This window comes from Nocardia sp. NPDC056952, assembly GCF_042674185.1.
Taxonomy (GTDB): Bacteria; Actinomycetota; Actinomycetes; order Mycobacteriales; family Mycobacteriaceae; genus Nocardia.
Window position 1 is genome coordinate 346,489 of the sequence record NZ_JBHURA010000003.1, and the last position, 24,397, is coordinate 370,885.

General features: G+C 66.9%; 22 protein-coding genes. 13 read left to right on the forward strand and 9 right to left on the reverse strand.

Annotated elements, in window-relative coordinates:
- Positions 1 to 17 precede the first annotated feature (17 nt).
- On the reverse strand, positions 18 to 2,126 hold the full coding sequence (locus ACFTS5_RS13235) for an acyltransferase family protein (protein ID WP_378630609.1): 2,109 nt from the start codon (positions 2,124 to 2,126) through the stop codon (positions 18 to 20).
- Between the two features lie 333 nt (positions 2,127 to 2,459).
- Here ACFTS5_RS13235 and ACFTS5_RS13240 point away from each other — a divergent pair, with 333 nt between their 5' ends.
- Positions 2,460 to 4,115, forward strand: coding sequence for an FAD-binding dehydrogenase (locus tag ACFTS5_RS13240; protein ID WP_378630611.1), 1,656 nt, complete (start codon positions 2,460 to 2,462; stop codon positions 4,113 to 4,115).
- Positions 4,116 to 4,364: 249 nt separating this feature from the next.
- Here the strand turns inward: ACFTS5_RS13240 and ACFTS5_RS13245 are convergent, their stop codons facing one another.
- Complete coding sequence (locus ACFTS5_RS13245) at positions 4,365 to 4,976, reverse strand: hypothetical protein (protein ID WP_378630613.1); 612 nt, start codon at positions 4,974 to 4,976, stop codon at positions 4,365 to 4,367.
- A 314-nt stretch (positions 4,977 to 5,290) separates the two neighbouring features.
- On the opposite strand from ACFTS5_RS13245, the gene ACFTS5_RS13250 reads away from it, so the two are divergent.
- From ACFTS5_RS13250 to ACFTS5_RS13260, 3 genes are read left to right on the forward strand one after another with little or no spacing between them, the layout of a single operon-like run.
- A complete protein-coding gene (locus ACFTS5_RS13250; RefSeq protein ID WP_378630615.1) occupies positions 5,291 to 5,896 on the forward strand; it encodes a hypothetical protein in 606 nt (201 codons plus the stop codon).
- Positions 5,847 to 6,137 carry a hypothetical protein gene (locus tag ACFTS5_RS13255; RefSeq protein WP_378630616.1) on the forward strand — a complete coding sequence of 97 codons (291 nt, stop codon included), beginning with the start codon at positions 5,847 to 5,849 and terminating at the stop codon, positions 6,135 to 6,137. Before ACFTS5_RS13250 ends, ACFTS5_RS13255 begins: the two co-directional genes overlap by 50 nt.
- Positions 6,138 to 6,187: 50 nt before the next feature.
- Entirely contained in the window at positions 6,188 to 6,838 is a 651-nt protein-coding gene (locus ACFTS5_RS13260) for a zinc ribbon domain-containing protein (RefSeq protein ID WP_378630618.1), read from the forward strand.
- A gap of 6 nt (positions 6,839 to 6,844) precedes the next feature.
- On the opposite strand, the gene ACFTS5_RS13265 is transcribed toward ACFTS5_RS13260, so the two are convergent.
- The gene (locus ACFTS5_RS13265; protein ID WP_378630620.1) at positions 6,845 to 7,642 is read right to left on the reverse strand and encodes an EI24 domain-containing protein; all 798 of its coding nucleotides are present in this window, start codon (positions 7,640 to 7,642) and stop codon (positions 6,845 to 6,847) included.
- A 127-nt stretch (positions 7,643 to 7,769) separates the two neighbouring features.
- Between ACFTS5_RS13265 and ACFTS5_RS13270 the strand changes: the two genes are divergently transcribed.
- Positions 7,770 to 8,987: a TerD family protein gene (locus ACFTS5_RS13270; RefSeq protein ID WP_378630622.1), complete on the forward strand. Its 1,218-nt coding sequence runs from the start codon at positions 7,770 to 7,772 to the stop codon at positions 8,985 to 8,987.
- Positions 8,988 to 9,038: 51 nt separating this feature from the next.
- Here ACFTS5_RS13270 and ACFTS5_RS13275 read toward each other — a convergent pair whose 3' ends face one another.
- Entirely contained in the window at positions 9,039 to 9,407 is a 369-nt protein-coding gene (locus ACFTS5_RS13275) for a VOC family protein (RefSeq protein WP_378630624.1), read from the reverse strand.
- Positions 9,408 to 9,470: 63 nt separating this feature from the next.
- Here ACFTS5_RS13275 and ACFTS5_RS13280 point away from each other — a divergent pair, with 63 nt between their 5' ends.
- Positions 9,471 to 9,923, forward strand: coding sequence for a MarR family winged helix-turn-helix transcriptional regulator (locus ACFTS5_RS13280; RefSeq protein WP_378630626.1), 453 nt, complete (start codon positions 9,471 to 9,473; stop codon positions 9,921 to 9,923).
- A 31-nt stretch (positions 9,924 to 9,954) separates the two neighbouring features.
- Positions 9,955 to 10,539, forward strand: coding sequence for a QsdR family transcriptional regulator (locus tag ACFTS5_RS13285; RefSeq protein ID WP_378630628.1), 585 nt, complete (start codon positions 9,955 to 9,957; stop codon positions 10,537 to 10,539).
- Here ACFTS5_RS13285 and ACFTS5_RS13290 read toward each other — a convergent pair.
- On the reverse strand, positions 10,536 to 11,135 hold the full coding sequence (locus ACFTS5_RS13290) for a TetR/AcrR family transcriptional regulator (protein ID WP_378630630.1): 600 nt from the start codon (positions 11,133 to 11,135) through the stop codon (positions 10,536 to 10,538). The genes ACFTS5_RS13285 and ACFTS5_RS13290 overlap by 4 nt on opposite strands.
- A 56-nt stretch (positions 11,136 to 11,191) precedes the next feature.
- Between ACFTS5_RS13290 and ACFTS5_RS13295 the strand changes: the two genes are divergently transcribed.
- From ACFTS5_RS13295 to ACFTS5_RS13315, 5 genes are all read left to right on the forward strand, one after another.
- Entirely contained in the window at positions 11,192 to 12,355 is a 1,164-nt protein-coding gene (locus ACFTS5_RS13295) for an acyl-CoA dehydrogenase family protein (protein WP_378630632.1), read from the forward strand.
- A 9-nt stretch (positions 12,356 to 12,364) separates the two neighbouring features.
- A complete protein-coding gene (locus tag ACFTS5_RS13300; RefSeq protein WP_378630634.1) occupies positions 12,365 to 13,492 on the forward strand; it encodes an acyl-CoA dehydrogenase family protein in 1,128 nt (375 codons plus the stop codon).
- Positions 13,492 to 14,616, forward strand: a complete 1,125-nt coding sequence (locus tag ACFTS5_RS13305; RefSeq protein WP_378630636.1) for an alcohol dehydrogenase catalytic domain-containing protein — start codon at positions 13,492 to 13,494, stop codon at positions 14,614 to 14,616. The genes ACFTS5_RS13300 and ACFTS5_RS13305 overlap by 1 nt, the downstream gene beginning before the upstream one ends.
- Positions 14,613 to 16,055: an NAD-dependent succinate-semialdehyde dehydrogenase gene (locus ACFTS5_RS13310; protein WP_378630638.1), complete on the forward strand. Its 1,443-nt coding sequence runs from the start codon at positions 14,613 to 14,615 to the stop codon at positions 16,053 to 16,055. The genes ACFTS5_RS13305 and ACFTS5_RS13310 overlap by 4 nt, the downstream gene beginning before the upstream one ends.
- 179 nt (positions 16,056 to 16,234) lie before the next feature.
- A complete protein-coding gene (locus ACFTS5_RS13315) occupies positions 16,235 to 18,139 on the forward strand; it encodes an alkyl/aryl-sulfatase (RefSeq protein ID WP_378630640.1) in 1,905 nt (634 codons plus the stop codon).
- Between the two features lie 119 nt (positions 18,140 to 18,258).
- On the opposite strand, the gene ACFTS5_RS13320 is transcribed toward ACFTS5_RS13315, so the two are convergent.
- Positions 18,259 to 18,714 (reverse strand): NUDIX hydrolase, encoded by a 456-nt coding sequence (locus ACFTS5_RS13320; RefSeq protein WP_378630642.1) that lies wholly within the window; start codon positions 18,712 to 18,714, stop codon positions 18,259 to 18,261.
- A gap of 384 nt (positions 18,715 to 19,098) precedes the next feature.
- Here ACFTS5_RS13320 and ACFTS5_RS13325 point away from each other — a divergent pair, with 384 nt between their 5' ends.
- Positions 19,099 to 20,190, forward strand: a complete 1,092-nt coding sequence (locus ACFTS5_RS13325; protein WP_378630644.1) for an alpha/beta hydrolase family protein — start codon at positions 19,099 to 19,101, stop codon at positions 20,188 to 20,190.
- A 52-nt stretch (positions 20,191 to 20,242) separates the two neighbouring features.
- Here ACFTS5_RS13325 and ACFTS5_RS13330 read toward each other — a convergent pair whose 3' ends face one another.
- Genes ACFTS5_RS13330 through ACFTS5_RS13340 form a run of 3 tightly spaced genes read right to left on the reverse strand, consistent with a single transcriptional unit; the run spans position 20,243 to position 24,365 of the window.
- Positions 20,243 to 20,656, reverse strand: a complete 414-nt coding sequence (locus ACFTS5_RS13330) for a nuclear transport factor 2 family protein (RefSeq protein ID WP_378630646.1) — start codon at positions 20,654 to 20,656, stop codon at positions 20,243 to 20,245.
- Positions 20,653 to 21,588 (reverse strand): NAD-dependent epimerase/dehydratase family protein, encoded by a 936-nt coding sequence (locus ACFTS5_RS13335; RefSeq protein WP_378630648.1) that lies wholly within the window; start codon positions 21,586 to 21,588, stop codon positions 20,653 to 20,655. Before ACFTS5_RS13335 ends, ACFTS5_RS13330 begins: the two co-directional genes overlap by 4 nt.
- Positions 21,589 to 21,599: 11 nt before the next feature.
- Entirely contained in the window at positions 21,600 to 24,365 is a 2,766-nt protein-coding gene (locus ACFTS5_RS13340) for an AMP-binding protein (protein ID WP_378630650.1), read from the reverse strand.
- Between the last annotated feature and the right edge of the window lie 32 nt (positions 24,366 to 24,397).

Sequence of the window (24,397 nt, forward strand, 5' to 3'; positions counted from 1 at the left end):
CGGATCGGGGGCGTGCCTCACCACCACCCGAGGATCGGTTGCAACTCCCGTCCGAGTGGTCCTGCCAGCGACCGGGAGTAGCTCGCGGTCAGATGGTGTTCGTCGTGATAGATCAGGATGTTGCCTTCGGCTACCGCGCAGAGCGTGGGTTCGCAGACCGCGTCCGTCAGGTCGATCGGGAAGACGCTGGGGAAAGCCGAGGCAGGTTCCAGTCCTGGGTTGACCGGATCGAGCGCGTCCTCGCGGCGCATGCCGCAGCTGGTTCGGTTCCCGCCGCCGGCCAAGCAATCGGTGGCTTTGTATCGGATCGTTCCGCGCCGCAGCCAAGGGGTGTCGCGGATGGTGACCACGTTGAGACCGCGGTCCGACAGTGCCGCCCAGACGTGGAGATAGTCGGCGGGCGTCTCGTCGCCGCCCTCGTCGCGGGGCCGGGTACCGGTGGTGAACACCCAGTCGGGGCGGTCGGCGTCGAGGCGGTCGATCACTTCGGCGGACCAGTCCCGGCAATCCGGGATGGGCTCGCCCTTGTAGGTGGCGTCGTCGGCGAGGGTGAGCGGGCAACCCATCTTCAAGTACACCTGGATGCGGAACGAGTGTTCGGTGGCGAGCACCTGGAGCGCGGGCAGCCAGTGTTCGGCATGGGAGCTCCCGACGAGTGCCAGTGTCCGATCGGCATCCGGGTCGCCATAGGTACAGGTGACGACGTCGCGGGTGTCCCAGTTCGCGATACATCCGTCCGCCGTGGGCGGGGGGACTTCGGTGGGCGCGGCGAAGACGGTGGGTCGCATCGGCTCGTCGGGTGTCGCCGCGCCGGAGGCCAGCGCCTCCGCGCCCGGGTACCTTGCCGGGTCGAGGTCCCCGGCCGCGACCGGTGGCTTGACCTGGACCACCGCGAACTGCCAACCGGCGGTGACGGTGATGGTCGCCACCAGCAACACCGCGACCGCAGACGCGACCAAATGCCGCGATCGTGCGCCGACATCGTTACTGTCCGCAGGTGAAGTGCGCTGCCGCAGTGGCTGTTCGATCCAGCGGTGTGTCATCCAGGCCAGCACAACAGACAGCCCGATCACCCCGGTGCCGCCCACGAAACCGGCGTGGGTGTTCCCGCGTTCGGTGAGGAAGAAGATCAGGATCGGCCAGTGCCACAGGTACAGGGGATAGGCGATATCGCCGAGCCACCGCATGGCCGGATGTGCCAGTAGCCGGTTCGGCAACGGCCAGTCGGCGACCCGCAGCTGGGTCGCCGAGAGGATCACCGCAGCCGTCGCGCAGACAGGGAGCAGAGCCGCGGGGCCGGGGAACCGGTTGGCGCCGTCGATGATGAGCCATCCGCACAGCACGACACCGAGAACACCGAACACCGAGAGCGCGACGCGCACCTGTCGCCACAACATCAGCGTCGGCGCGACGACGGCGAGCCCGGCGCCGACCAGCAACTCCCACCCACGGGCGAAGCTGTCGTAGTAGTTCCACCCCTGGTTCGTGGCGACGCCGTCGGCGGCGTAGACGAACGAGGCCACCGACACCGCGACCACGACAGCGCCGGTGGTCGCGCGAATCCGACCAGGTCGTGAGAGCCGCGCGCACAACCAGGCGATAGCCGCGACCGTCAGCAGCGCGGCCAGATAGAACTGCCCCTGCACCGACATCGACCACAGATGTTGCAGCGGACTGACCGAAGGATCGGCGGCCAGGTAGTCCGACCAGGTCAGGGCGAGCTGCCAGTTCTGGTAGTAGAACAGCGAAGACAGAACCTGCGCCGCCGCCGTCGACCATTGCGTATACGGCAGCAACACCACCGTCGCGACGACGACCGCCGCCAGCACGACCGTCATGGCCGGGACGAGCCGACGCAGAGTGCGGCGCACCACCGACCAAGCCCAGAACGGCTCCGGCGACTCCGCCCGGCGCAGCAGCAAGCCCGTGAAGAAGAACCCCGAAAGCACCAGGAAGACGTCTACACCACCGGAAACACGACCGAACCACACATGGAAGACGACGACCAACGCGATCGCGAGACCCCGCAACCCGTCCAGATCGAAGCGGTACCCCAACCCGCGGTTGGTTCGCGTGGCGGTGGTGAGACGAGTCTGCCCGGTCGAATCGGCGTCAACATCGGTCACAGCCCCTGACACCATCCCGCCGCGCTCACATCGGGTACAGGTGAGCCGGTTCTCCGGAGAACGGACGATGACGAGGACATGACAACTCTCCTACCACGGTCGAATCCACCAGGTCCATTCGCCGGCACAGCGACGACGGCGAATGATGGCATCGCGGCGTCGATACTCGCGGCGATCGTGGTGGCGTGGCCGGTCAGGTCTCGGTCTCGGTCGGATCGGGCGGGTGCTCTGATCGGCGCCATTTCGGGATGCTGCCACCGCAGACGATCACAGTGCCGTGGGGAGCAGGAGTATCTCTTTCCTGCGGTCGGGATGCGGAGCTACCGTAAATGGATGACCGAATCTGCTGACGTTATTGTCGTCGGAGCCGGACTCGCCGGATTGGTCGCCGCGGCTGAGCTGGTCAGCGCGGGTAAAAGGGTGCTCATCGTCGAGCAGGAGAACGCCGGCAATGTCGGCGGACAGGCATTCTGGTCCTTCGGTGGACTATTCCTGGTGAACAGCCCCGAGCAGCGCAGGGTCGGTATCAAAGACTCCTACGACCTGGCGCTGCAGGACTGGTTCGGCAATGCCGGATTCGATCGCGAGCGCGAGGACAAATGGCCGCGCGCATGGGCTCGAGCCTTTGTCGAATTCGCTTCCGGTGAGATGCGTCCCTGGCTGGCCGAGCGCGGCTGGAAGGCGTTCCCGGTCGTTGCCTGGGCGGAACGAGGCGGCTACGGCGCGTATGGGCCGGGCAACTCGGTGCCCCGTTTCCACATCACCTGGGGAACCGGGCCGCGGATCGTCGAGATCATCGAGTCTCGTGTCCGGATCGGCGTCGATCAGGGCTTGGTGGAATACCGGTTTCGCCACCAGGTCGATGAACTCGTCGTCACCGGCGGCGCGGTCACCGGTGTGCGTGGCACCGTCCTGGAGCCGTCGGACGCGGCGCGAGGCATCGAGTCGTCTCGGAAAGCATTGGGCGAGTTCGAGTTCAATGCCCAGGCGGTGATCGTCACCTCCGGCGGTATCGGGCACAACCGCGAGCTGATCCGTCAGAATTGGCCGACGCGCATGGGTCGCGCACCCGAGCGCATGCTGGCCGGTGTTCCCGCGCACGTGGACGGGCGGATGCTGGCGATCTCGGAGTCCGCGGGCGCGAGCGTGATCAACCGGGACCGCATGTGGCATTACACCGAGGGCATCATCAACTACGCCCCGGTGTGGCCGAACCATGGCATCCGCATCGGTCCGGGACCGTCGTCGCTCTGGCTGGACGCGACGGGGACGCGGCTTCCTCCACCGCTGTTCCCCGGCTTCGACACGCTCGGCACGATGCAGTACATCAACCGGACCGGCTTCGACTACACCTGGCTGGTCCTGGACCAGAAGATCATCGAGAAGGAGTTCGCGCTGTCCGGGCAGGAACAGAACCCTGACCTGACCGGCCGCAACATCAGGTTGTTGCTGGAACGGGTGAAGAAGGGGGCGCCGGGTCCGGTCGAGGCGTTCAAGCGCAGAGGTGCCGATTTCGTTGTCGAGGACACGCTGGACGACCTGGTGCGCCGGATGAACGAGCTGGCAGGCGACAGCGTGCTCGATGTGGCGAGTGTGAAGCGTGAGGTGATCTCGCGGGATCGCGAGTTCGGCAACGCGTTCAGCAAGGACCTCCAGATCGCGGCGATGCATGCAGCACGTGCCTATCTGCCCGACAAGATCACGCGGGTGGCCGCACCACACAAGCTGCTCGATCCCAAGGCAGGCCCGCTGATCGCCGTCCGGTTGCATCTGCTCACCCGAAAGACGCTGGGCGGCTTGGAGACAGACCTGTCGTCGCGAGTGCAGCGGCCGGACGCAACAGCGGTCGAGGGCTTGTACGCCGCTGGCGAGGTCGCGGGCTTCGGCGGTGGGGGAGTGCACGGGTATCGCGCGTTGGAGGGCACCTTCCTGGGCGGATGCATCTTCTCCGGACGTGCCGCCGGCCGGGCGGTCGCTGGTCGGCTGTGAGGCCGCGAGGACGGCGCCGTGAACGTCGACTCCGTGGCCGAGAACGCCCGGACATTCTCGACGAATCGCCAGGCGCGTATTGCGGGCCAACGGCCGTGTCCTGGCGGTGCGCGGCGCCGAAGCCCCCCGTGACGGGCCCGCGGCCGCCGTTCTGCGCTACTCGAGGAAGGCGTTGACGGCCGCAGGCGACGACCGATCAGCGGTGCGCTCGACCCGCACCGGAACCGGTCGCCCGTCCGGAGCGGTGGATCAGGGCTGACCGCTGACGGCGGCGGTGACGGCGTCGAGGAACGGCTGGCCGCCCATGGCGTAGCCGCCGGCGATGGCGCCCAGGACCAGGCCGACGGGGCCGGTGATGATGCTGAGGAAGCCGAAGCCGAGGACTGTGCCGATGAGGCCGCCGAGGATGCCGCCTGCGACGACGCCGACCACGTTGCGGTTGATCTCGTTGGTCAGCTGGGACATGGGGCTGATGGCCTGCATCTCGCCGATGCCGGTGGCGCTCGCCTGCGGGGCGAGGACGAGGTGACGGCCGTTGTCGGAGATCGTTTGCGCCACCCGCATTTCCTTGCCGGAGATCTGGTAGGTGAGCGGGATACGGGTGACGACGGCGCCGGAGTCGGCGACGAGGGTGACCGCGGTGTTGTCTTCGGTGGTGGTGAAGGTGCCGCCGGCGACGGTGGTGGTCAGCACCCGGGAGAACTCGGTGAGGGTGGCCTCGTAGTGCACGGACTGGTCGACCCCGGATGTGGTGGCCTCAGGGGGCGGGGGTGCGACCGGCTGCGCGGCGGCGGTCCCCGCGGTGATCCAGACGGCGGCGCCGACCAGGAGCGTGGCAGCGGGGAAGTAACCGAGTTTCATCAGGGAATTCCTTTACGCATCACGAAAGATTGCGCGGCAAAACGGCATGCCGCTGCTCGGGGCACGAACCGTGTTGTCCGCCAGTGAGATCGGGCAGACAATAGCACCCTTTTCCGGCAGTCGGTGAACCGTGCCGAATTGGGCGGTGGACCAGTAATTCGCATTGTTAAAATACTAATATTCACAATTCGACACGTTCGTGTGTGCCGTGTAAGAACTGTCAGGCGAGTGGGACGTCGGTCGGGGATGTCCAGCGGATGAGTAGGACAACACAGATGGCACGTCGAAGAAACCTAGCCCTGCTCGGTGTGTCCATGGGGGCAGTGTTTGCCCTGGCAGGAGCGTTCTACCTGGCGCTTTCCGTCGTCGTGGGGTTCGCGGCGGAGCAGCCCGACGAGCCCGACAATGCCTCCGCGGAAAAAACTTCGCCGACCGAGGTTTCGGCAACTCAGCCGCTGGGAACTATTACCGATGTTTCTGGCAGCGTCGTGTCGACTTTGACAAAATCCGCGACGAAGATTCCCTGGGTGGAACTGCGTGCCGGCGATTGTGTGGATTTGAATGCGAGTCCGGACGATATTCGCCAGGTCTCGTGCGGCGACACCCACTCCCGCTACAAGGTGACGGAATTGGCGTCGGCGGGCGGACACTGCCCGGGCGACGTCGACCGCGCCCAACCTCGGACGCTGCCCGGCGGCGTGGACCAGACCCTCTGCCTGGATATCGACTGGACCGTCGGGGAATGCCTGGACATGGAGGGGGACGCGGCGAGGCACGTGGACTGCGCCGCCGACATCCCCGGTCGGGTCCGCGTCCTCGAGATCCGGCATGACACCACGGATGTGAACGTCTGCACGATCGGCGACCGCGGTGTCGTCTACGACCAGCGCCGCTACGTGGTCTGCGTCAGCACCCGCTGACGGCGCGGCCGAGCCCGATCTCGTCGAATCGGCCGAGCGCAACGCCTACATGCTGCTGAACCTGATTCCTTGGCTGGGCGGGCTGCTGTGGTTCATCGCGGCGATCGGCATCGCGGTCACGGTGCGCCCGAGCCCGAGCAAACAGGGCTGGCACGACAAGTTCGCGGTGGCACCCAGCTGGTCAAGGACTGATCCGGCCGTCGTGCGGTTGTGTTGCGTTCTTCGCGGCCCCCGGCGATAAGGAATCGGCGAACGCCGAAACTCCTGCGCCGGAAGAGGAACCGAACACACATGGCCGCACCGGTGGTCTTCACCAGCAACTGTTCCGACCAGTCCAACGACAACGGTTTCCAGTGGGAGTTCCGCTGCGAACGCTGCACTACCGCCCACCGGTCAGCGTTCCAGCAGAACTACCTGTCTCGGGGTCGCGGTGTGCTGCGCTCGATGCGTGATCTGCTCGGGGACCGAATCCCTCTCCTCCACAAGGTATCTTCGGCCGCGGACAGCTACTCCAACAGTTGGGGCGGCTCCGCGTCGAGCACCAAGGACGCTGCGTTCGCCAAGGCCGTCGACGAGGTAGCGCGCGAGTTCCGTCTGTGCGCGGGCTGCGGTTCGTGGACGTGTGCGCGGATCTGCTGGAACGACCATGTCGGACAGTGCACCAACTGTTCGCCGCAGGTGGGGCACCAGATCGCGCAAGCGCAGGCCGCCGCCCGTGGCGCGCAGATCCACCAGGCGGCTCAACGTCAGGAGTGGGCAGGACAACACGACCTCGGTACTCCCGCGCGGGTCGCCTGCCCCACCTGCGCCGCGGCCACTGAAGGTGGCCGGTTCTGCCCGTCCTGTGGCGGCGCGCTCGACATCCGCAGCGATTGCCAAGGTTGCGGTTCCCAGGTCGGTCCAGGCGCGCTGTTCTGCTCGAATTGCGGTTGCGCCCGATAGGCGCGGTTATCGGGGCGGTGTCGTCATCGCTTCGCCGACCAGTGGTTTACCGTCCGCTCGGTTCTCCTCGCTCAGGCTGCGCACCATGAGCGTCGCACCCGCGACGGCGCCGGGCATCAGCAGCACGGCCACGAACGGGATCAGAAAGACAAGGGCGAGTGGAACACCGAAGCCCCAGGCGAGCATGCGGCGTCCGCGCAAGACGGCAAGTTGTTCGCGCAGCTCGACGCCGCGACGCTGCCACGCCACCGCGGTGAGTTCTTGGGCGAGGAAGAAGGCGGTCACGCCGATCCCGATCACCGGAACGACGGTTTGGCCGAGCACGGGGATGAACCCGAGAACGAACAACAGCACGGCCCAGGCCAGGACTCTGATCAGCAGACGAACACTGTCGCGGGTCGATATCCACAGATCCCGACCGAACCCGTTGCCCGACTCCGGCGCAGTGCCGTTCGCCGACTCCGACCTGTCGACCTGCTCGGACAGCCGCTCGTAGAACGGCTGCCCGATCACCAACGTGATCGCGGTGAACGCCACCACCGCGACCAGTGCACCGAACCCGAACAACACCACGACCAGCAACCCACGAAACAGCCCGCGCCACGGTGAGTTCCAGTCGTCGGCGAACGGCGACATCCATGCGGTGAAGTCCCCGACACCGAACGCCGCTCCGGTGAACACCGCGATGTAGAGGACCAACGTGACCAGTCCGGGCAACAGCCCGAAGCCGAACCAGCGACCGTGGCTCGCGACCCACCGCTGCCCGCTCCACAAGTAACCGAACCCTGTCCCCAGTTCATGCATGGCCGTAGCCTATCCGCGATCGATCGACGCCTCGGCGGTGTTGTGGGCGTCGAGCTTTCACCCCTTGTCGCGAAATGGTTTCTCGTACAGTGGAAGCAAGTATTCGTCGGGGGGGAGAGGCGCAACGGTGTCGACGAGTCTGTCGAAAGGGCAGAACAGCCCGCTGACCGTCCACGATGTCGTGGTCGCGGTGCAGATCGATGCGGCCGCGGACCTGTCGGCGCTACTGGTCACCGACGCGGGCAAGGTTCGCTCGGACGCGGACTTCGTCTTCTACAACCAGCCGGCGGGGCCCGGTGTTCGCCTGCAACCGACCTCGCCGGGGCGACCGTCAGGGTTGGCGGTTTCGCTGGATCAGGTCCCGGCCGATGTCGCCCAGATCCGAGTGGTGATCACCCTCGACGACGCGAGTGCGACGTTCGGACGGATCGCGGCCCCGTCGGTGTTCGTGACGGACGGAACCGGTATTCGGTTGTACGAGTACCGGATCGACGGGTTGACGATCGAGTCCCTCGTGATCGCGGTCGAGTTCTACCGTCGCCGAGGCAGCTGGAAGGTTCGCGCGGTCGGACAGGGCTACGCGGGGGGATTCGCCGCCTTGGTCACCGATCACGGCGTCACAGTCGATGACCCTCCGCCGCCGGTCCACCCCGCCACACCAGACCAGAGCTATCCGCCGCCACTTCCAGCGTCTGCCGGTCACCCGCCACCGCCGAGCGCGACGCCACCGGTCTCCGCCGGTGAGGTCGGGCTGTCGAAGAATCGACCCGTCAGCCTGTCGAAAGGGCAGCGGGTCACGCTGCGCAAAGACGGAGGCGTCGCGTTGACCTTCATTCGGATGGGGTTGGGCTGGGATCCGATCCGGCGTGGCGGGCTGTTCGGGCGCCGTGCGATCGAGATCGACCTCGACGCCTGGGTGGCGATGTTCGCCGACCGAAATCTGGTCGACGTCGCCTATTACGGGCAGCTCGTGTCCAAGGACGGATCGATCCGGCACCAGGGTGACAACCTCACCGGTGAGGGCGAGGGCGATGACGAGGTGATCCTGGTCGACCTGACCCGCGTCCCGGCGCACGTCACCACCTTGCTGTTCATCGTGACCTCTTACCAGGGACACACTTTCGAGAAGGTCGTCAACGCGTTCTGTCGCCTGGTGGACAACACGACCGATACCGAACTGGCCCGATATTCGCTGACCGGCGGGATGCGGTGCACCGCGATGGCCATGGCGAAGGTCTTTCGCGGCGACGGAGACTGGCAGCTGCAAGCCCTCGGCGAGGGCTTCGATGCCAGGCATCCCGGCGAAGCGGTGCCCCTGCTCGGGCGATTCGTCACACGAGGATGACCCAGCTCCTGGGGTGAACCAGGGCTCCGGGAGCCGGAGATCGGCCGGCCGTCAGGTGCGGTCGTGGAGAGTGATGTGGTAGCCGTCGGGGTCGGCGAAGGTGAAGGTGCGGCCGAAGGGGCCGTCGATCGGTGCGGAGACGATGGTGTGGCCGTCGGCGGCGAGAGCATCGTGAACGGCCTGGACGTCTGTGGCGTGGAGCCAGATCGCGGCACCGATGCCGGGCTGGGGCACGGAGGCGAGATCGGTGCCGGGAACGATGTCGCGGAGTGCGAACGCGATCGGTTTCGTGTCGAAGACTACGGCGTGTGGAGGGCCGGTCGGTGAGCGGACGAGGCCGAGGTATTGCTCGTAGAACGCCTGGGAAACACCGAGGTCGCGTGCTTGCAGTGAGAGGAAGTCGGGGCCGGTGGCGGGCATGGTGAACTCCTTTGCGGTCGTGTCAGTATCCTGACACGAACCAATCTATGTCAGAATACTGACATGAGTCAAGACGGAGTCGATCTGGAGACGTCACTGGGCTACCTGCTGAAAGAGGCGTCGAGCGCGCTCCGCATCGCCATGGAGGAAGTGCTGCGCCCGCTCGGGATGAGCGTGACGCACTACTCCTGCCTCGAGCTGCTGGCTCAGCGACCGGGCTTGTCCAACTCCGAGCTCGCGCGGGGCGCGTTCGTCACCCGGCAGACGATGAACGTGCTGCTCCAGACCCTGGAACGAGACGGCTATGTGACCAGGCCCGCGGAGGCGCCCGTCGGGAAGGTTCTTCCCACGCGGCTCACACCTCGCGGACGGAGAAGCCTCGAGCAGGCGAGCGTGGCGGTCCGGTCCGTCGAGGTCAGAATGCTGGCCGGCATGACCGAAGCCGAGCAGTCGGGCGCGTTCCGGATCCTGCGGAGCATGATCCGTTCTCTGCGCGATGACAGCGACGGCGCATAGCCCGTTCCCCGACGCGCTCTATGCTGTCGGCGTGGCACGCACCGAAGGAACCCGAGCTCCCGGCCGCCCGGCCGCGGCGAGCCGTGACGACGTGCTGGACGCCGCCGTGCAGGTCTTCCTGGCGGGTAATCGAGTCGACGCGAACGCCATTGCCGCCCAACTCGGCCTGGGCCGCACCAGCATCTACCGGTGGTTCGGTTCCCGGGACGGGCTGCTCGGAGCCGCCTTGGCACGCCAGCTCGAGCGCATGGTCGCCTACGCCGAACGGCGCAGCACCGCCACCGGCGGGGAACGGCTCGTGCAGATCCTCGACAGCGCCATTCACTGGCTGGTCGAGGACGGTTCGCTGCGCACCTACTTCGATCAGGAATCCACGTCGGCACTGCGCGTGATCACCCGCAGCGACGGAGTGGTGCACCCGGCGGCGGTCTCGATCGTGGAAGGTCTGCTCGAGCGCGCCGAGGAGCAGGGCTATCAGCCGCCGATCGATCGCGCCACCCTCGCGTATGCCCTGGTCCGGCTGTGGGAAGCGTTCCTGTACAACGACGCGGTGGCTGGATTCCAAGGTGACGTGGAGCGGCTGAGTCGCGTCCAGGCTGCCCTGCTTCGGGCCTAGTCGCCACTGTCTCGCAGGCCCGCGCAGTACCACCCGGCAAGGGTGTCCAGCGCCGCCTGTCGCGATGTCGGTTGCCGCAGGCGGTGCCATTCGTCTGCCGCCGTCAGGGTTGCGCCGATGAGTCCGGCGGCGAGCAGGTGGGTCCGCTGCGGCCGATTTTCGTTCGGGTGCAGGTGAGCGGCCAGCGTATCGACGAACTCCGCCCGTGCCGTGGCGATTCGGGACTCGACGGTGTGGTCGCCGACGGCACCGGCACCGAAAACCAGCTCTGATGTGGAGTGCGGGCCGGACTCGACGAGATCGAAGAGAACCCCCACGCAATGCCGGACCCGGTCGACGTCTGAGGTCGCCGCGTCGTGGGCGTTGCGCAGCCCGCCGGCGAGGTCGTCCAGGTACTCCAGGATCACCGCGAGATAGAGCTCGCTCTTGGTCGAGAAGTGGCGGTAGAGAACAGGTTTGGTGACGTCGGCGGCGGCACTCACGGTGTCCATCGTGGTGCCGTGATAGCCGTGCGCGGTGAACGTTGTCCGCGCGGCGGTGACGAGCCGACCGCGCTGCACGCTGCTGGATCGGGACGTTGCGAAGGAAGTGCTCATGGCCGGGTCCCTACCTCCATTTGATACACAGGGAACTCTATGTAACATACTGGACCATGCAACTGGCCTTCACCGAGGACGAGCTCGCCTTCCGCGACGAGCTGCGCGCCTTCTTCCGCCGTGAGATTCCCGCAGACATCCGCGGGCGGAACCGACACATGCACGAGCTGAGCAAGGACGACTTCGTCACCACTCAGCGCATCCTCAACGCCGCCGGGCTGGCCGTACCCCACTGGCCCGTCGAGTGGGGTGGCCGGGACTGGTCGGCGGTGCAGCACCACATCTGGCATCACGAAATGCAGCTCGCCTCGGTGCCGGAGCCACTCACCTTCAACACGAACATGATCGGCCCGGTACTCGCCGAGTTCGGTTCGCCGGAGCTCAAGGCGCGATTCCTGCCCGCGACGGCGAACCTCGACATCTGGTGGTGCCAGGGCTTTTCCGAGCCCGACGCCGGATCCGACCTGGCCTCGCTGCGTACCGTCGCGGTGCGCGACGGTGATCACTACGTGGTCAACGGGCAGAAGACCTGGACCACCGCCGCCCAGAGCGCGGACTGGATGTTCTGCCTGGTCCGCACCGATCCCACCGCGCCCAAGAAGCAGGCAGGCATCTCGATGCTGCTGTTTCCGATGGACACCCCCGGCGTGACGGTGCGGCCGATCGAGCTGATCGACGGCGGCTTCGAAGTCAACGAGGTGTTCTTGGAGAACGTGCGCGTCCCGGCCGATCAGCTGGTCGGCCAGGAGAACCACGGCTGGGCCTACGCCAAATTCCTGCTCGGCAACGAACGCACCGGCATTGCCGCGGTCGGGCAGACCAAGGTCCGCCTGGAGCTGGCGAAGGAATACGCCGCCCGGACCAGGCTCGGCACCGGCACGCTCCTCGACGACGCGAGCTTCGCCGCCCGGATCGCCGATCTCGACAACGAGCTGCTGGCGCTGGAGCTGGTGCAGCTGCGGGTCGCGGCGAGTTCGAGTGGCGGCGCTCCGAATCCCGTCTCGTCGATCCTCAAACTGCGCGGCACCGAACTGCAGCAGGCCGTCACCGAACTGCTCGTCGATATCGCGGGCCCCGCTGCCGTCGCCCGGGTAGGGGAGACCGACGACTGGGCGCGTCGCACCATCGCCGGATACCTGAACTACCGCAAGACTTCCATCTACGGAGGATCGAACGAAGTGCAGCGCACCATCATTGCCTCGACGATCCTCGGACTGTGAGTAACCGCCATGGATTTCACCTTCACCCCTGAGCAGACCCTGCTGCGCGACACGGTGCGCAGCGTACTGACCCGCCACTACACCCCCGGACGCCGCGCGGAGGTGATCGCCGACGCTCCCGGCTGGGATCCGAAGGTGTGGGCGGACTTCGCCGAGGTCGGTCTGCTCGGGCTGACCGTGTCCGCCGAGGACGGCGGCGTCGGCGGCGGCCCGATCGAAACGATGCTCGCCCTGGAGGAAATCGGCCGCACCCTGGCGCCGGAGCCGATCTTCGACTGCGCCCTGCTGCCCGCCCTCGTGATCGGCCGGGCCGGCACGGCAGGCCAGCGTGCGTCCCTGCTGCCCGGAATCGTCGACGGCGAGCAGCTGTTCGCCTTCGCCCACGCCGAGCCCGGCGTCCGCTGGCCGGACACGCGTTCGGAAACCCTGGCCGTCGCCAATGGTGACCGGTGGACGCTGACCGGTCGCAAAAGTCCTGTGCCATCCGGAGATCGGGCCGACCGGTTGATCGTCTCGGCCGTGGTACCCACCGGCGAGACCGCGTTGTTCCTGGTCGATGCCGAGGAGACAGCGGTCGTGCGCACCGCCTACCGCACCTACGACGGAGGTAGCGGCGCCGAGATCGAATTCCGTGGTGCACCCGCCGAATTGCTCGGCACCGATCTCGATGCCGGTGCGATAATCGACGAAGCCGTGATCACGACGCAGGCCGCACTGGGCGCCGAGGCGGTCGGTGCGATGGCCGAGGCGTTGCGACTCACCACCGAGTATCTGAAGACCCGCAAGCAGTTCGGTGTCGCGCTGCGCACCTTCCAGGCTCTCACCCACCGGGCGGCGGACATGTACGTCTCGCTGGAATTGGCCCGCAGCATGAACCTGTACGCGGCGATGTCCTTGGCGGACGGCGTCGTCGATCCGACGGTGGCCTCCCGTGCGAAACGGCGAATCGACCTCTCCGGCAAACACATCGGCCAAGAGGCCATCCAGCTGCACGGCGGAATCGGCATGACCGCCGAATACCCGGTCGGGCACTACACCGCCCGGCTCACCACCATCGAACACACCCTGGGCGACACGAACGATCACCTGCGCTACCTGTCGGGCCCGCTGGGCGAGCACCGGAAAGCAGAGATCTGATGCGTATCCGTGGCGCCGTTCTCGACCACCCCGACCGGCCGCGGCCCTTCGCGTCGTCGCGCCCGATCGGGGTGTACGACCTCGAACTCGACGAGCCGGGTCCGACCGAGGTACTGGTCAGGATCGAAGCGGCCGGTGTGTGCCATTCCGATCTCAGTGTGGTCGACGGCAATCGGGCGCGGCCGCTGCCCATGCTGCTCGGCCACGAGGCGGCGGGCATCGTGGTGGCACTCGGCGACCAGGTCGACGATCTGACAGTGGGCGACCGGGTGGTCATGTCGTTCCTGCCGCGGTGCGAGCGCTGCGCGGCGTGTGCCCGCGGCGGTGAACTGCCCTGCACCGAAGGAACCCGGTCGAACACGGCAGGCGAGCTCCTGCACCACCCCGGCAGACTGACCAGGGCCGGCCGGCCCGTGCGCCACCACCTCGGCGTTTCCGGGTTCGCCACGCACGCGGTGATCGACCAGGCCTCGGTCGTCGCGGTCGGCCGCGACGTGCCGCCGGAGGTCGCGGCGCTGCTGGGGTGCGCCGTCCTGACCGGCGGCGGCGCCGTGCTCAATGTCGCCGACCCGGGGCCGGAGGACGACCTGATGGTGGTGGGACTGGGCGGCGTCGGCATGGCCGCGTTGCTCACCGCCGCCGCGATCGGGGTGCGGCGCATCGTGGCGGTCGACCGTCTGCCCGCCAAGCTCACGGTCGCTCGCGACCTCGGCGCGACCGAAACCTACACGCCCGAACAGGTTGCGGTGCAAGGAATTCGGGCGCGCTACGTGATCGAGTGCGCTGGTCATCCCGACGCGTTCGAAACCGCCTTTCTGGCCACCGCTGCCGGAGGAACCACTGTCACCGTCGGTCTGCCGGCTCCGTCGGCCACCGTGACGCTGTCGCCGCTGCTGTTCACCGCGCAGGCCCGCACCGTGGTCGGTAGCTATCTGGGCTCGGCGGTACCGGCGCGCGATATCCCGCGCTACGAGCAGATGTGGCGGGCAGGCAGGCTGCCGGTCGAGAAACTGATCTCCGCCCGCATCGGACTCGACGACCTCAACGAGGCGATGGATCAACTCGCCGACGGCGCGGCGGTGCGTCAGGTGATCGTCTTCGAACCCGACATGGAGCCGCGATGACATCCACCCTTTCCGACCTCCCGGTCGCCCAGTTCATCGGCGGCGACTGGGTCGACGGCACGACGACAATGCCAGTGCGCAATCCCGCCACCGGCGCCGAGATCGCGACCGTCGCCGACGGCGACGACAGGACAGCCGCGGCCGCGTTGGACGCCGCGGCGGCCGCCCAGCAGGACTGGGCGGCCACCGATCCGCGCGACCGCAGCGACATCCTTTTGCGCGCGTTTCACCTGCTGCATGCCGACACCGAACGGATCGCCCACACGATCACCCTGGAAATGGGCAAACCGCTCGCCGAGGCACGCGGCGAAGTCGCCTACGGCGCCGAATTCCTGCGCTGGTTCGCCGAGGAAGCCACCCGTGGCAGCGGAGCGTACTTCCGCGCACCGAGCGGAGGTCGCCGGATCGCGGTCCGCACACAACCGGTGGGTCCGGTTTTCGCGATCACACCGTGGAACTTCCCCCTGGCGATGGTCACCCGCAAGGTGGCCCCCGCACTCGCCGCGGGCTGCACCGTCGTTCTCAAGCCCGCACCCCAAACCCCGCTCACCGCAGTGGCATTCATGCAGATCCTGGCGGAGGCAGGCGTGCCACCGGGCGTCGTCAACTGTGTCACCACCTCGCGCGCGCCGCTGGTGTCGGCGCGGATTCTCACCGATCGGCGGCTTCGCAAGCTCACCTTCACCGGTTCCACTGCCGTCGGCCGAACGCTGCTGACCCAAGCCGCGCAAGGAGTCCTGCGGGTTTCGATGGAACTCGGCGGCAACGCTCCCTTCGTCGTCCTGGAGTCCGCCGACCTGGACAAGGCCGTCGGCGGCGCGCTGCTCGCCAAACTGCGCAACGCCGGCCAGACCTGCGTCGCCGCCGACCGCTTCCTGGTCCACGAATCGCGGGCAGCGGAGTTCACCGAACGGTTCCTCGCCGCCGTTTCCGCGCTGCCGGTGGGCGATGGCCTCGACCGGGCCACCCGCATCGGACCCGTGATCGACGACGCGGCGGTGCGGCGGATCACCGCGCTCATCGACGAAGCGGTCGGCCAGGGCGCACACCTGCACACCGTCGGTACCGACACCGCAGGTGCCGGCCACTTCCTGCAACCCGCGGTCCTGACAGACGTCGATACCCGAACCCGTCTCTGGGATTCGGAGGTGTTCGGCCCCGTCGCCGCGATCCGCACCTTCACAGACCCGGCCGTTGCCCTGCAACTGGCCAACGACACCGACTCGGGCCTGGCTGGGTACGTCTTCGGCGAAAACCTCGGCGATACCCTCGAATTCGCCGAAAGCCTGCAGACCGGCATGGTCGGCGTGAACACCGGTGCCATCTCCGACCCGGCCGCACCCTTCGGCGGGATGAAATCCTCCGGGCTGGGCAGGGAAGGTGGCAGCACCGGGCTGGAGGAATACCAGGAATCGCAGTACCTGGCCATCGACCGATGACGGGCCGAGCGCGCCGCGGGTGCTTCGACCACACCGCATTCGCGGCGTCCTCGCCGGTGAACAACAGCATCGTGCGCGGACCCCGATCGGTGAGGTTCACCCAATTCGTGTGATGCGATCTCGGCGGTGCCCGACGATCGTCGATTCCGACGATGCCCGGACCCCGACAGGAGCGCTTCATGTGCGAGAAGCCGAAGCCCGCCAGCGCCGCGACAACCGATCTCAACCACGCCGCGACGCAGCTCTACGACCTGGAGAACCGGGCCGACTTCGCCGATGCGCAGCGCGGGCTCATCGCTCCACTTCCCGGCACCGTCTACTCCGACGCCGATCCGGACCGGGTGGTCTTCGATCCCGCCGAGTTCGACTACCTCCGTGGTGACCCGCCGGTTCCGGACTCGGTGAACCCCAGCCTGTGGCGGCAATCGCAGCTCATCAGCCTGGGCGGGCTGTTCGAGGTGACCAAGGGCGTCTACCAGGTCAGAGACAACGACATCGCGAACCTGACGGTGATCGAGGGCGAGGACGGCATCATCGTCATCGACTGCATGGCCGGTGTCGAATCCGCGCGGCAGGGCATGGACCTCATTCGTGAGCACGTCACCGACAAACCCGTCGCGGCGGTGATCTACACCCATACCCACGTCGACCACTACGGCGGCGTGAAGGGGGTGGTCTCGGCAGAGGATGTGGCGTCGGGCAAAGTGCCGATCATCGCCCCGGGTCTGCAGTTCGACAAGTTCGCGATCGGGGAGAACGTCGTCGCCGGTAATGCCATGGCGCGCAGAAGCTTCTACGCTTTCGGCGGGTTGCTCGCGCCCGGTGAGCGCGGGTTCGTCACCTGCGGTATCGGCATCGCGTCGACGAACGGGCCGTCGATCTCCTACATCTCACCCACCGACCTCATCACCGAATCCGGCCAACGGCGCGAGATCGCGGGCGTCGAGTTCGAATTCCTCTACACCCCCGACACCGAGGCGCCGGAGGAGATGCACATCTGGATTCCGCAGTTGAAGGCGTTGACCTGCGCCGAGAATGCCAACCATTCCCTGCACAACATCCAGACGCTGCGCGGCGCCCGCACCCGCGACGCCCGCAACTTCGCCCGCTATCTCGACGAGACTTTGGAGCGGTGGGGCGACGACGTCGAGGTCCACTACGGCCCCCACACCTGGCCGGTCTGGGGCAACGAGAACGTCACCGCCCTGCTGGAATCACAGCGCGACACTTACAAGTTCATTCACGACCAGGCCTTGCGATTCGCCAACAAGGGCTACACCCCGCTCGAGGCCGCCGAAGTGATCGAACTGCCCGACGAGCTGGGCCGGAACTGGGCCAACCGCGGCTACCACGGCACCCTGCACCACGATGTGCGCGCGGTGTACACCAAGGAACTCGGCATGTGGGACGGCGATCCGGTCTCGCTGCACCCCCACACGCCCGTGGACGCGGCAAATCGGTTCGTCGAATTCGCCGGCGCCGACAACATTCTCGCCGAGGGTGAGCGCGCGATCGCGGCGGCCGACTACCGCTGGGCGGCCGAGATCCTGCACAAATTGGTGTTCGCCCAGCCCGACAACCAGCGAGCCAAAGACCTGCAAGCCGACGCCTACGAGCAGATGGGCTACCAGGCGGAAGGTCCGCAGTGGCGAGGGATCTTCCTCTCGGCCGCACTCGAACTGCGTGAGGGCACTCAGCCACCGCCGTATGTGGTCGCCAGCCAGGACACCATCCTGGCCATGCCGATCGACATCCTGTTCGACTTCGTCGCGGTGCACATCATCGGCGATCGTGCCGCCGAGGTGGACCTGCGCATCGATCTGGACTTCACCGATGCCGGTGAGCAATGGACGATGTGGGTTCGCCGCGGCGTGCTCAACGCACGCCGAGGCAAGTCCGACAACCCGCAGGCAACAGTGTCCGGACCGAAGCCGTTCCTGGTCTCGACACTGCTGAAGCCGGAGACCGCGGTCCCGCTCGCCGACGGCGGCAAGATCACGAGGACGGGCGATCCGGCGGTCCTCGCCACCTTCGGCACGCTCCTCGACGAGTTCGATCCGGCTTTCCCGATCGTCACCCCCTGATCCGCCGCGAGAGGTCCGCGAGATGGACCGATCCTGATCGGCGGTGTCGATGAGTTGGCACAACCGGACTACGGGCCACGAATTCCCGGATCTTGTTCAGTGACGCCGAGACCTGGATTTCATCCGAGGACGAGGTTGCGGTAGGTATCGAGGATGCCGCGGATGGACGATGTCACCCGCAGCTCACCGTCGAGTGGTGCCCAGACGTAGCGGGCGTGCGCGGTGAGATGGATCGGGTGTGTCGCGGCGACATCGACGGCGAAATGCAGACGGCGAACCGGGTGGGCGTCGGGGGACAGGTAGTCGAAATCCCCGACGTGGTGGCGGATGCCGGTGACCATCAGCCCTGTTTCCTCGAGCACGCCACGGGCGACCGCCGCTGCGAGGGATTCCCCGTGCATCACCGTCGCGCCGGGCAGCTTCAACGGTGCCTTGATCGGCCCGGTGTCGTGGCGCTCGAGAAGTAGTATCTGCCCGCCACGATCGATGATCGCGCCGACTCGCGGTGCGGTGCCGTCGATCGCGGCCCGGCGGGACAGATCCTCGAACTCCGACTCAGATACCGTAGGACTCACCGACTCTTCACTCCTACACCCACTCGATACCAACGGCCGGATTCGACGAACACAGCCGATTATTACGGTACTTGCCGGACGCCGCGGATGGGGGCGAACCGGAGGGTAGCTTGAGTTGGCCTCTGCTGCAGCGAAACTGGACAATTGACCGCTGATCCAGTCGATGCTGGGAACAGTCGAGCGGTCGACGGGCCTGCGGGGCGCAGCATGGGGGACTGCGTCCAATAGGGTGGGAACCGACTACCGGATCCAGGGGTGGGGGTTGTGTTGACAGGCAAAGGTTCCCGAGGTCTCGCGGCCATCGCAGTGGCACTGTGCACGGCGGCCGCCACTGCCGGAGTGTCATCCTGCGGCACACCACCGGCTGCGCCGGGCGCATCTGTCATGGTGTCGCTGCCGGCGCCGACCGGGCCGAACACAGTCGGCGTCACCGAACTCCAGGTGACCGACCCTCGCCGCACCGACCCCTGGACCGGTGCCACGCGCGAACTCCTCGTGCAGATCTGGTACCCGGCGCAGGCCGCCGGTGACGCGGCCACGGCGGCGTGGATGCCGCCCGGCGGCCGCTCAGCGCAGGAGGCCTACCTCGCCGGACTCGGGGTGCCCGAAGCTCGATGGTCCCTGGGGCCGGGCCACAGCTACCCGAACCGACCGGCTCGCGAAGCTGGCGGGCCGTTCCCGGTCCTGCTGAACTCTCCCGGCATGGGTGATACCACCGGCTGGAGCACCGCGCAAGCCGAGGATCTCGCCAGCCACGGCTACGTCGTTGCCGCGATCAACCACACTCATGAGGCCTTCGCTGTTCACTTCCCTGATGGCCGGGTCGAGCACACGGTCGTTCCGCTCGATTCGCCCCAGGAAGTCCTGCGAGACCTTCTGGTCCCCACCCGAGTGGCCGACACTCGTTTCGTCCTCGACGAACTCGCCGCTGCGACGACCGACCGGCAGTCGGCGGCGAGGTTGCCCGTCGGGCTGAGCGAGCGACTCGACCTGTCCAACGTGGGAATGTTCGGACATTCGCTCGGCGGATCGACCACTGTGCAGTCGCTGCACGACGAACCCAGGATTCGCGCCGGCGTCAACTTCGACGGGCCGATTCTGGGTTCGGTCGCTACCGACGGGACAGCCCAGCCGGTACTGATGCTCGCCAGCGGCGCCTCGCCCTGGTATGGAAACGCGGGCTGGGAACCGAACTGGCCCACCAACTCCGGGGTGAAGATTCCCCTGCGCGTCGCGGGCACCGAGCACATGTCCTTCAGCGACCAGCAAACGATCCTGCCCCAACTCACCGCCGCAGGACTACTGCCCGCCGCCACAACAGCGAAGGCGGTCGGTGGGATCGACCCACAACGATCCATCGACCTGCAGCGCACCTCGCTACGCACATTCTTCGACGCAGTGTTCGGCCGCAGCGCCAGCGGCGTCGTCGAGGCGATCGACAACTTGGATCAACCCGAAGTCGCCGGTCCTCGATAGACAGCTACACGTGCACTGGCCGCGCCGTGGGTAGCCCACGGCGCGGCCGGTGTCAGCTTTCGATGGCGGCGTGGAAGGCCACGGTGTCGAAGATGTCTTCCATCCGCGTGGCTTTGCCGTGGCGCATGGTCCAGGAGTGCAGGAACGGCAGGGTGGTGATCGTCCCGCTGCGGGCGGTGACCCTGCGGGTTCCCATGACGATGACGCGGTTGTTCTGTTCGATGAACTCGACCGGATCAAGCGCCATGCCGCCGAGCACCGACGGAACATGAGCGAGGAACTGCTTGATCCCGTCGTGGCCGATCTTGGTTCCGCCGAGGCCGTACTTGTGCATGCCGTCCGGGTGGACCCATTCCACGTCGTCGTGCATGACGGACAGGATCTTGCCGACATCGCGCGTGGCGAAACCGTCGTAGGACGTGCGGATGGCCTCGATGTTCGGCGTCGTCACCTGTGCGCGGCTCATGACGACGTCACCTGCCGCACGTGCGCCGGGTGGTGCGCGGCGAGTGTGCGGCGAATGCCGTCGCGCCAGTCGACCGCGCACGGGCCGGTGAGGGACCGGCGCAGTTCGGGATCGAACTGGTAGGTCTCACGGGTGACCTCGGCGGGGACGAGCTTCGCCTCGATGCCGCTGAGCTCTTCGAGGTATCGCACACAGTCGGTGATACCCACCGATTCGTCACCACCCCAGTTGACGAGCCGGGCCGGCACCGACGCCGCGTTCCACAGGTCGGGAACATGGGCGACGAGGTCGTCGGTGTAGAGCAGCGAACACCAGTTCTGCCCCTCCAGCGGAACCGGAATCGGTTCCCCGGCCAGCATCCGCTGGAAATACAGCATCGGCACACCGCCGTATCCGCCGGGACCGTAGGCGATGTTGAGCCGGGCGATCGTGGTCGGCAGCTCGAGCACGTTGGCCATCGCCCGCACGGTGCCTTCGGCGGCGATCTTGCCGACCGGGTAGGTGGGCAGCCAGTCGGCGACGCCGTCGATCGGGTCGGATTCGCGATAGGCGTGGTCGAGGGTCTGCCGTTTGTAGAGCGCGCCGGTCGAGACGAACAGGAACGACTCGGCGGTGCGGCAGTGTGTCATGAGCCGCGCGCAGGCGGTGGCGTTGATGCCGAGCGCGTCCTCGAAATCGCTGCCGTCACCGCGATGGACCGCGGAGTGCAGCACGTGGGTGAAATCGGTGGGCAGCTGTTCGTAGCCCGCGGTGGTGGTGTCGTTCATGTCCCACTGACGCGTGATCACCCCGACCTCGCGCAGTTCGGCTTCGACACCGGGTGTCCCGAAGCGGCCGAGACACCAGACCTCGTTGTGTGCGGCGAGCGCCTCGGCGACAGGTCTGGCGACCTGCCCGGTCCCGCCGGTGATCAGAATCTTCTTGCCGTGCAACGTGTTTCTCCCTATCGGTCGGCGTCGGCGAGCGCCCGGTCGAGTTCCTTGCGCAGAACGGACTGGAACGCGGTGACGTGCCGTGGCCCCATCAGCGTGTAGTGCTCGCCGGGGACGTCGATATAGCGGTTGGGTTCGGTGGTGAACTCGTCCCACCGGCTGAGTTCGTTGTCGATCCAGTCTTGTTTGGTGCCGCGCAGGGGAACCGCGCAGAACACGCTCATCGAGCGCACGGCACCACTGGGCGAATAGGTGCGTCCCAGGCCGGTGAGACCGTCGGCGAGCTCGGCCCATGCCGTGAACTTCGTCAGGTCCAGATCGAGTTCGGCGATCCGTTCGGGTGGGGCGAGCTCGATCAGGCGTGCGAGCTGCTGGCTCTTGGGCAGTGCGCGCAGCTCGGCGGGTAATTCGGCGGCCTGCCGCTTGCTGATCAGGTCGAGGAACATCGCCAGATTCGCCGCGGTCTCGGTGAAGTCCAGCTCGTCCATGCGGTACTTGATATGCGGTGGCAGGTTGAAGCTGCCGAGGAAATCGACCCGCTCACCCTCGGCCTCGAGTCGCTTGGCGATCTCGAAAGCCACTGCGGCACCGAAGGAGTAGCCGGCGAGGGCGTAGGGTCCGTGCGGTTGCCGTCGGCGGATGGCACTGAGATAGACATCGACCATCTCGTCGAAGGTGTGGAACGGCTCCTCACCGCTGTTGAATCCGCGGGCGCGCAGCGCGTAGAACGGCCGATCACCGACGAAGTACTTCGCCAGGTTGACGAAGACCAGGACTTCCCCGACGCCGGGGTGGACGCAGAACAGCGGCGTTTTGTCGCCACTGGTCTGCAACGCCACGATCGGATCGTATCGGCGCGGTCCGTCGCCGCCGCCGTCGACGATGGCGGCCAGCTCCCGCACCGACGGGGCGGTCAGGATGGCGATGATCGGCAGGGGCGCCACCTCGAAGCGGCGCGTGATCTGCTGCTGCAGTCGAAGGATGTCGAGCGAGGTGCCACCCAGATCGAAAAAGCTCGCCGTGACGCTGATGTCGGTGACCGGAAGATCGAACAGCTCCGCGTAGACGCCGGTCAGGATCGACTCGGTGTTCCCCTCCGGTGCCGAGTATCCGCCGAGCTGACGCGTTGTGACAGCCGCGGTGTCGGCGATGACCTGGTCGTAGCCACCCGATTCGAGCTGTTGGCGCATGCGTGGCCTCAGGGTCTTGCCCAGACTCGTCTTGGGAAAGTCGGCCTTGTCCAGCGGCAGGATGAATCCGGGCCGGAACCCGCACAGCAACACGACCGTGGAACGCACCGCGGTCAGCAGACGATGCAGATCGGCTTCGTCGGCCCCGGTCTCGGTGTGGACGGCGATCACGAGCTGTTCGGTGTCACTGCCGGGGCGCCGCGTCGGGAACGCGGCGACATAGCCGGGGGAGATGCCGTCGAGTTCCTCGATCGCCGTTTCGATCTCGTGGCTGAAATAGTTCACGCCGTTGACGATGATGCTGTCCTTGCTGCGCCCGACGAGCGTGAGCCTGCCGTCGGCCAGCCGCCCGAGATCGCCTGTGCGGAACCAGCCGTCGGCGGTGAACGCGGCGCGGGTGGCGTCCGCGTTGTTGAAGTAGCCGTGGGTGACCATCGGTCCGCGCAGCTGCACCTCGCCGGTCGCACCGTCGGGTAGTGGGCGGTCTTCCTCATCGGTGACCCGCAGCTGCAATCGGGGCACCGGATGCCCGACGGCGGCGAACTCCTGCCCGGCGTCGGCACTGGGGAAGTCGCGATTGTAGATGCTGCCCGCACAGGTCTCGGTCATCCCGAATGCGGGCCACAGCGCGGCGTCGTGCAGGCCGCAGGCGGCGAACGTCTGCAAGAACGTCTGTCCCGTCGCGACCACATTGGCTTCGCCACCGCTCACGATGTGGCGCAGGCAGGACAGATCGAGTAGGTCACCGTCGCTCTCCGGCTCGAACAGCGAATTCAACTGACCGAGAAGGAAATTCGGTGTGAAGGTCATGGTCACCCGGTGGCGGGAGATGATCCGCAGGAACTGCATCGGGTCGTCGGCGACGATCTCGCTCGGAGCATGGATCTGCTGCGCTCCGGAATACAGCGGAAGCAGGTGTGTTTCCAGCAGTGCCGCGACGTGATCGAACGAGATCCAGTTGAAGGTGATATCGGCCGGGGCGAGGTGCTGCACCGCCGACTTGGCGGCCATGGAGCTGAGCAGATTGCCATGGGTGAGTGACACCGCTTTGGCGTTTCCGGTGGAACCGGAGGTGAGTACCAGCAGCGCGAGGTCGTCGGTGCTCGCGTGGTGCACGAACGGTTGGTGTTCGCCTGACCGCAGGGATTCCACCGTCACCGGCGCCAGTCCTGACACGGCGGGCATGGTGTCGCGCATCGCGAGCGAGGTCACCACCAGTGGGCCTTCGAGGAGTTCGTCGACGTGGCGCAGTGCGCTCGCCCAGCGAGTCGGGTCGGCGGGCTGGGCGACCATGGGACACGGGACGAACCCGCCGAGGAAACAGGCCCACAGCACGGTGACGAAGTCTTCGTGATCATCGAGCAGGAGAACGACTTTCGACTGTGGTCGCAGCCCCTGGTCGCGCAGCGCGCCGGTCAGCCGCAAGGCGTCGTCGAGCAGCTGTGGATGAGAACGGTGGACGCGCACCGCGGGTGCGTCGCCGGTGCGTTGCAGATAGGTCGTGCCGCTGGTCGGATGATGGCGCGCGGCGTGCAGGAGAATTTGTGGTACCGACTCGGCGTCGCGTACCGCATGCGGTACAGGCACCGTCGAAAGAATCGATGTAGCAGTCATTTTCA

Bases quoted from the DNA above. Each gene is read 5' to 3' on its own strand.
- ACFTS5_RS13275 (WP_378630624.1), bottom strand. From the start codon at position 9,407: ATGCCCGCCACCGGCCCCGACTTCCTCTCACTGCAAGCACGCGACCTC.
- ACFTS5_RS13315 (WP_378630640.1), top strand. From the start codon at position 16,235: ATGTGCGAGAAGCCGAAGCCCGCCAGCGCCGCGACAACCGATCTCAAC.
- ACFTS5_RS13330 (WP_378630646.1), bottom strand. From the start codon at position 20,656: ATGAGCCGCGCACAGGTGACGACGCCGAACATCGAGGCCATCCGCACG.
- ACFTS5_RS13240 (WP_378630611.1), top strand. From the start codon at position 2,460: ATGACCGAATCTGCTGACGTTATTGTCGTCGGAGCCGGACTCGCCGGA.
- ACFTS5_RS13310 (WP_378630638.1), top strand. From the start codon at position 14,613: ATGACATCCACCCTTTCCGACCTCCCGGTCGCCCAGTTCATCGGCGGC.
- ACFTS5_RS13245 (WP_378630613.1), bottom strand. From the start codon at position 4,976: ATGAAACTCGGTTACTTCCCCGCTGCCACGCTCCTGGTCGGCGCCGCC.
- ACFTS5_RS13260 (WP_378630618.1), top strand. From the start codon at position 6,188: ATGGCCGCACCGGTGGTCTTCACCAGCAACTGTTCCGACCAGTCCAAC.
- ACFTS5_RS13280 (WP_378630626.1), top strand. From the start codon at position 9,471: ATGAGTCAAGACGGAGTCGATCTGGAGACGTCACTGGGCTACCTGCTG.
- ACFTS5_RS13300 (WP_378630634.1), top strand. From the start codon at position 12,365: ATGGATTTCACCTTCACCCCTGAGCAGACCCTGCTGCGCGACACGGTG.
- ACFTS5_RS13325 (WP_378630644.1), top strand. From the start codon at position 19,099: ATGGTGTCGCTGCCGGCGCCGACCGGGCCGAACACAGTCGGCGTCACC.
- ACFTS5_RS13290 (WP_378630630.1), bottom strand. From the start codon at position 11,135: ATGAGCACTTCCTTCGCAACGTCCCGATCCAGCAGCGTGCAGCGCGGT.
- ACFTS5_RS13265 (WP_378630620.1), bottom strand. From the start codon at position 7,642: ATGCATGAACTGGGGACAGGGTTCGGTTACTTGTGGAGCGGGCAGCGG.
- ACFTS5_RS13250 (WP_378630615.1), top strand. From the start codon at position 5,291: ATGGGGGCAGTGTTTGCCCTGGCAGGAGCGTTCTACCTGGCGCTTTCC.
- ACFTS5_RS13295 (WP_378630632.1), top strand. From the start codon at position 11,192: ATGCAACTGGCCTTCACCGAGGACGAGCTCGCCTTCCGCGACGAGCTG.
- ACFTS5_RS13305 (WP_378630636.1), top strand. From the start codon at position 13,492: ATGCGTATCCGTGGCGCCGTTCTCGACCACCCCGACCGGCCGCGGCCC.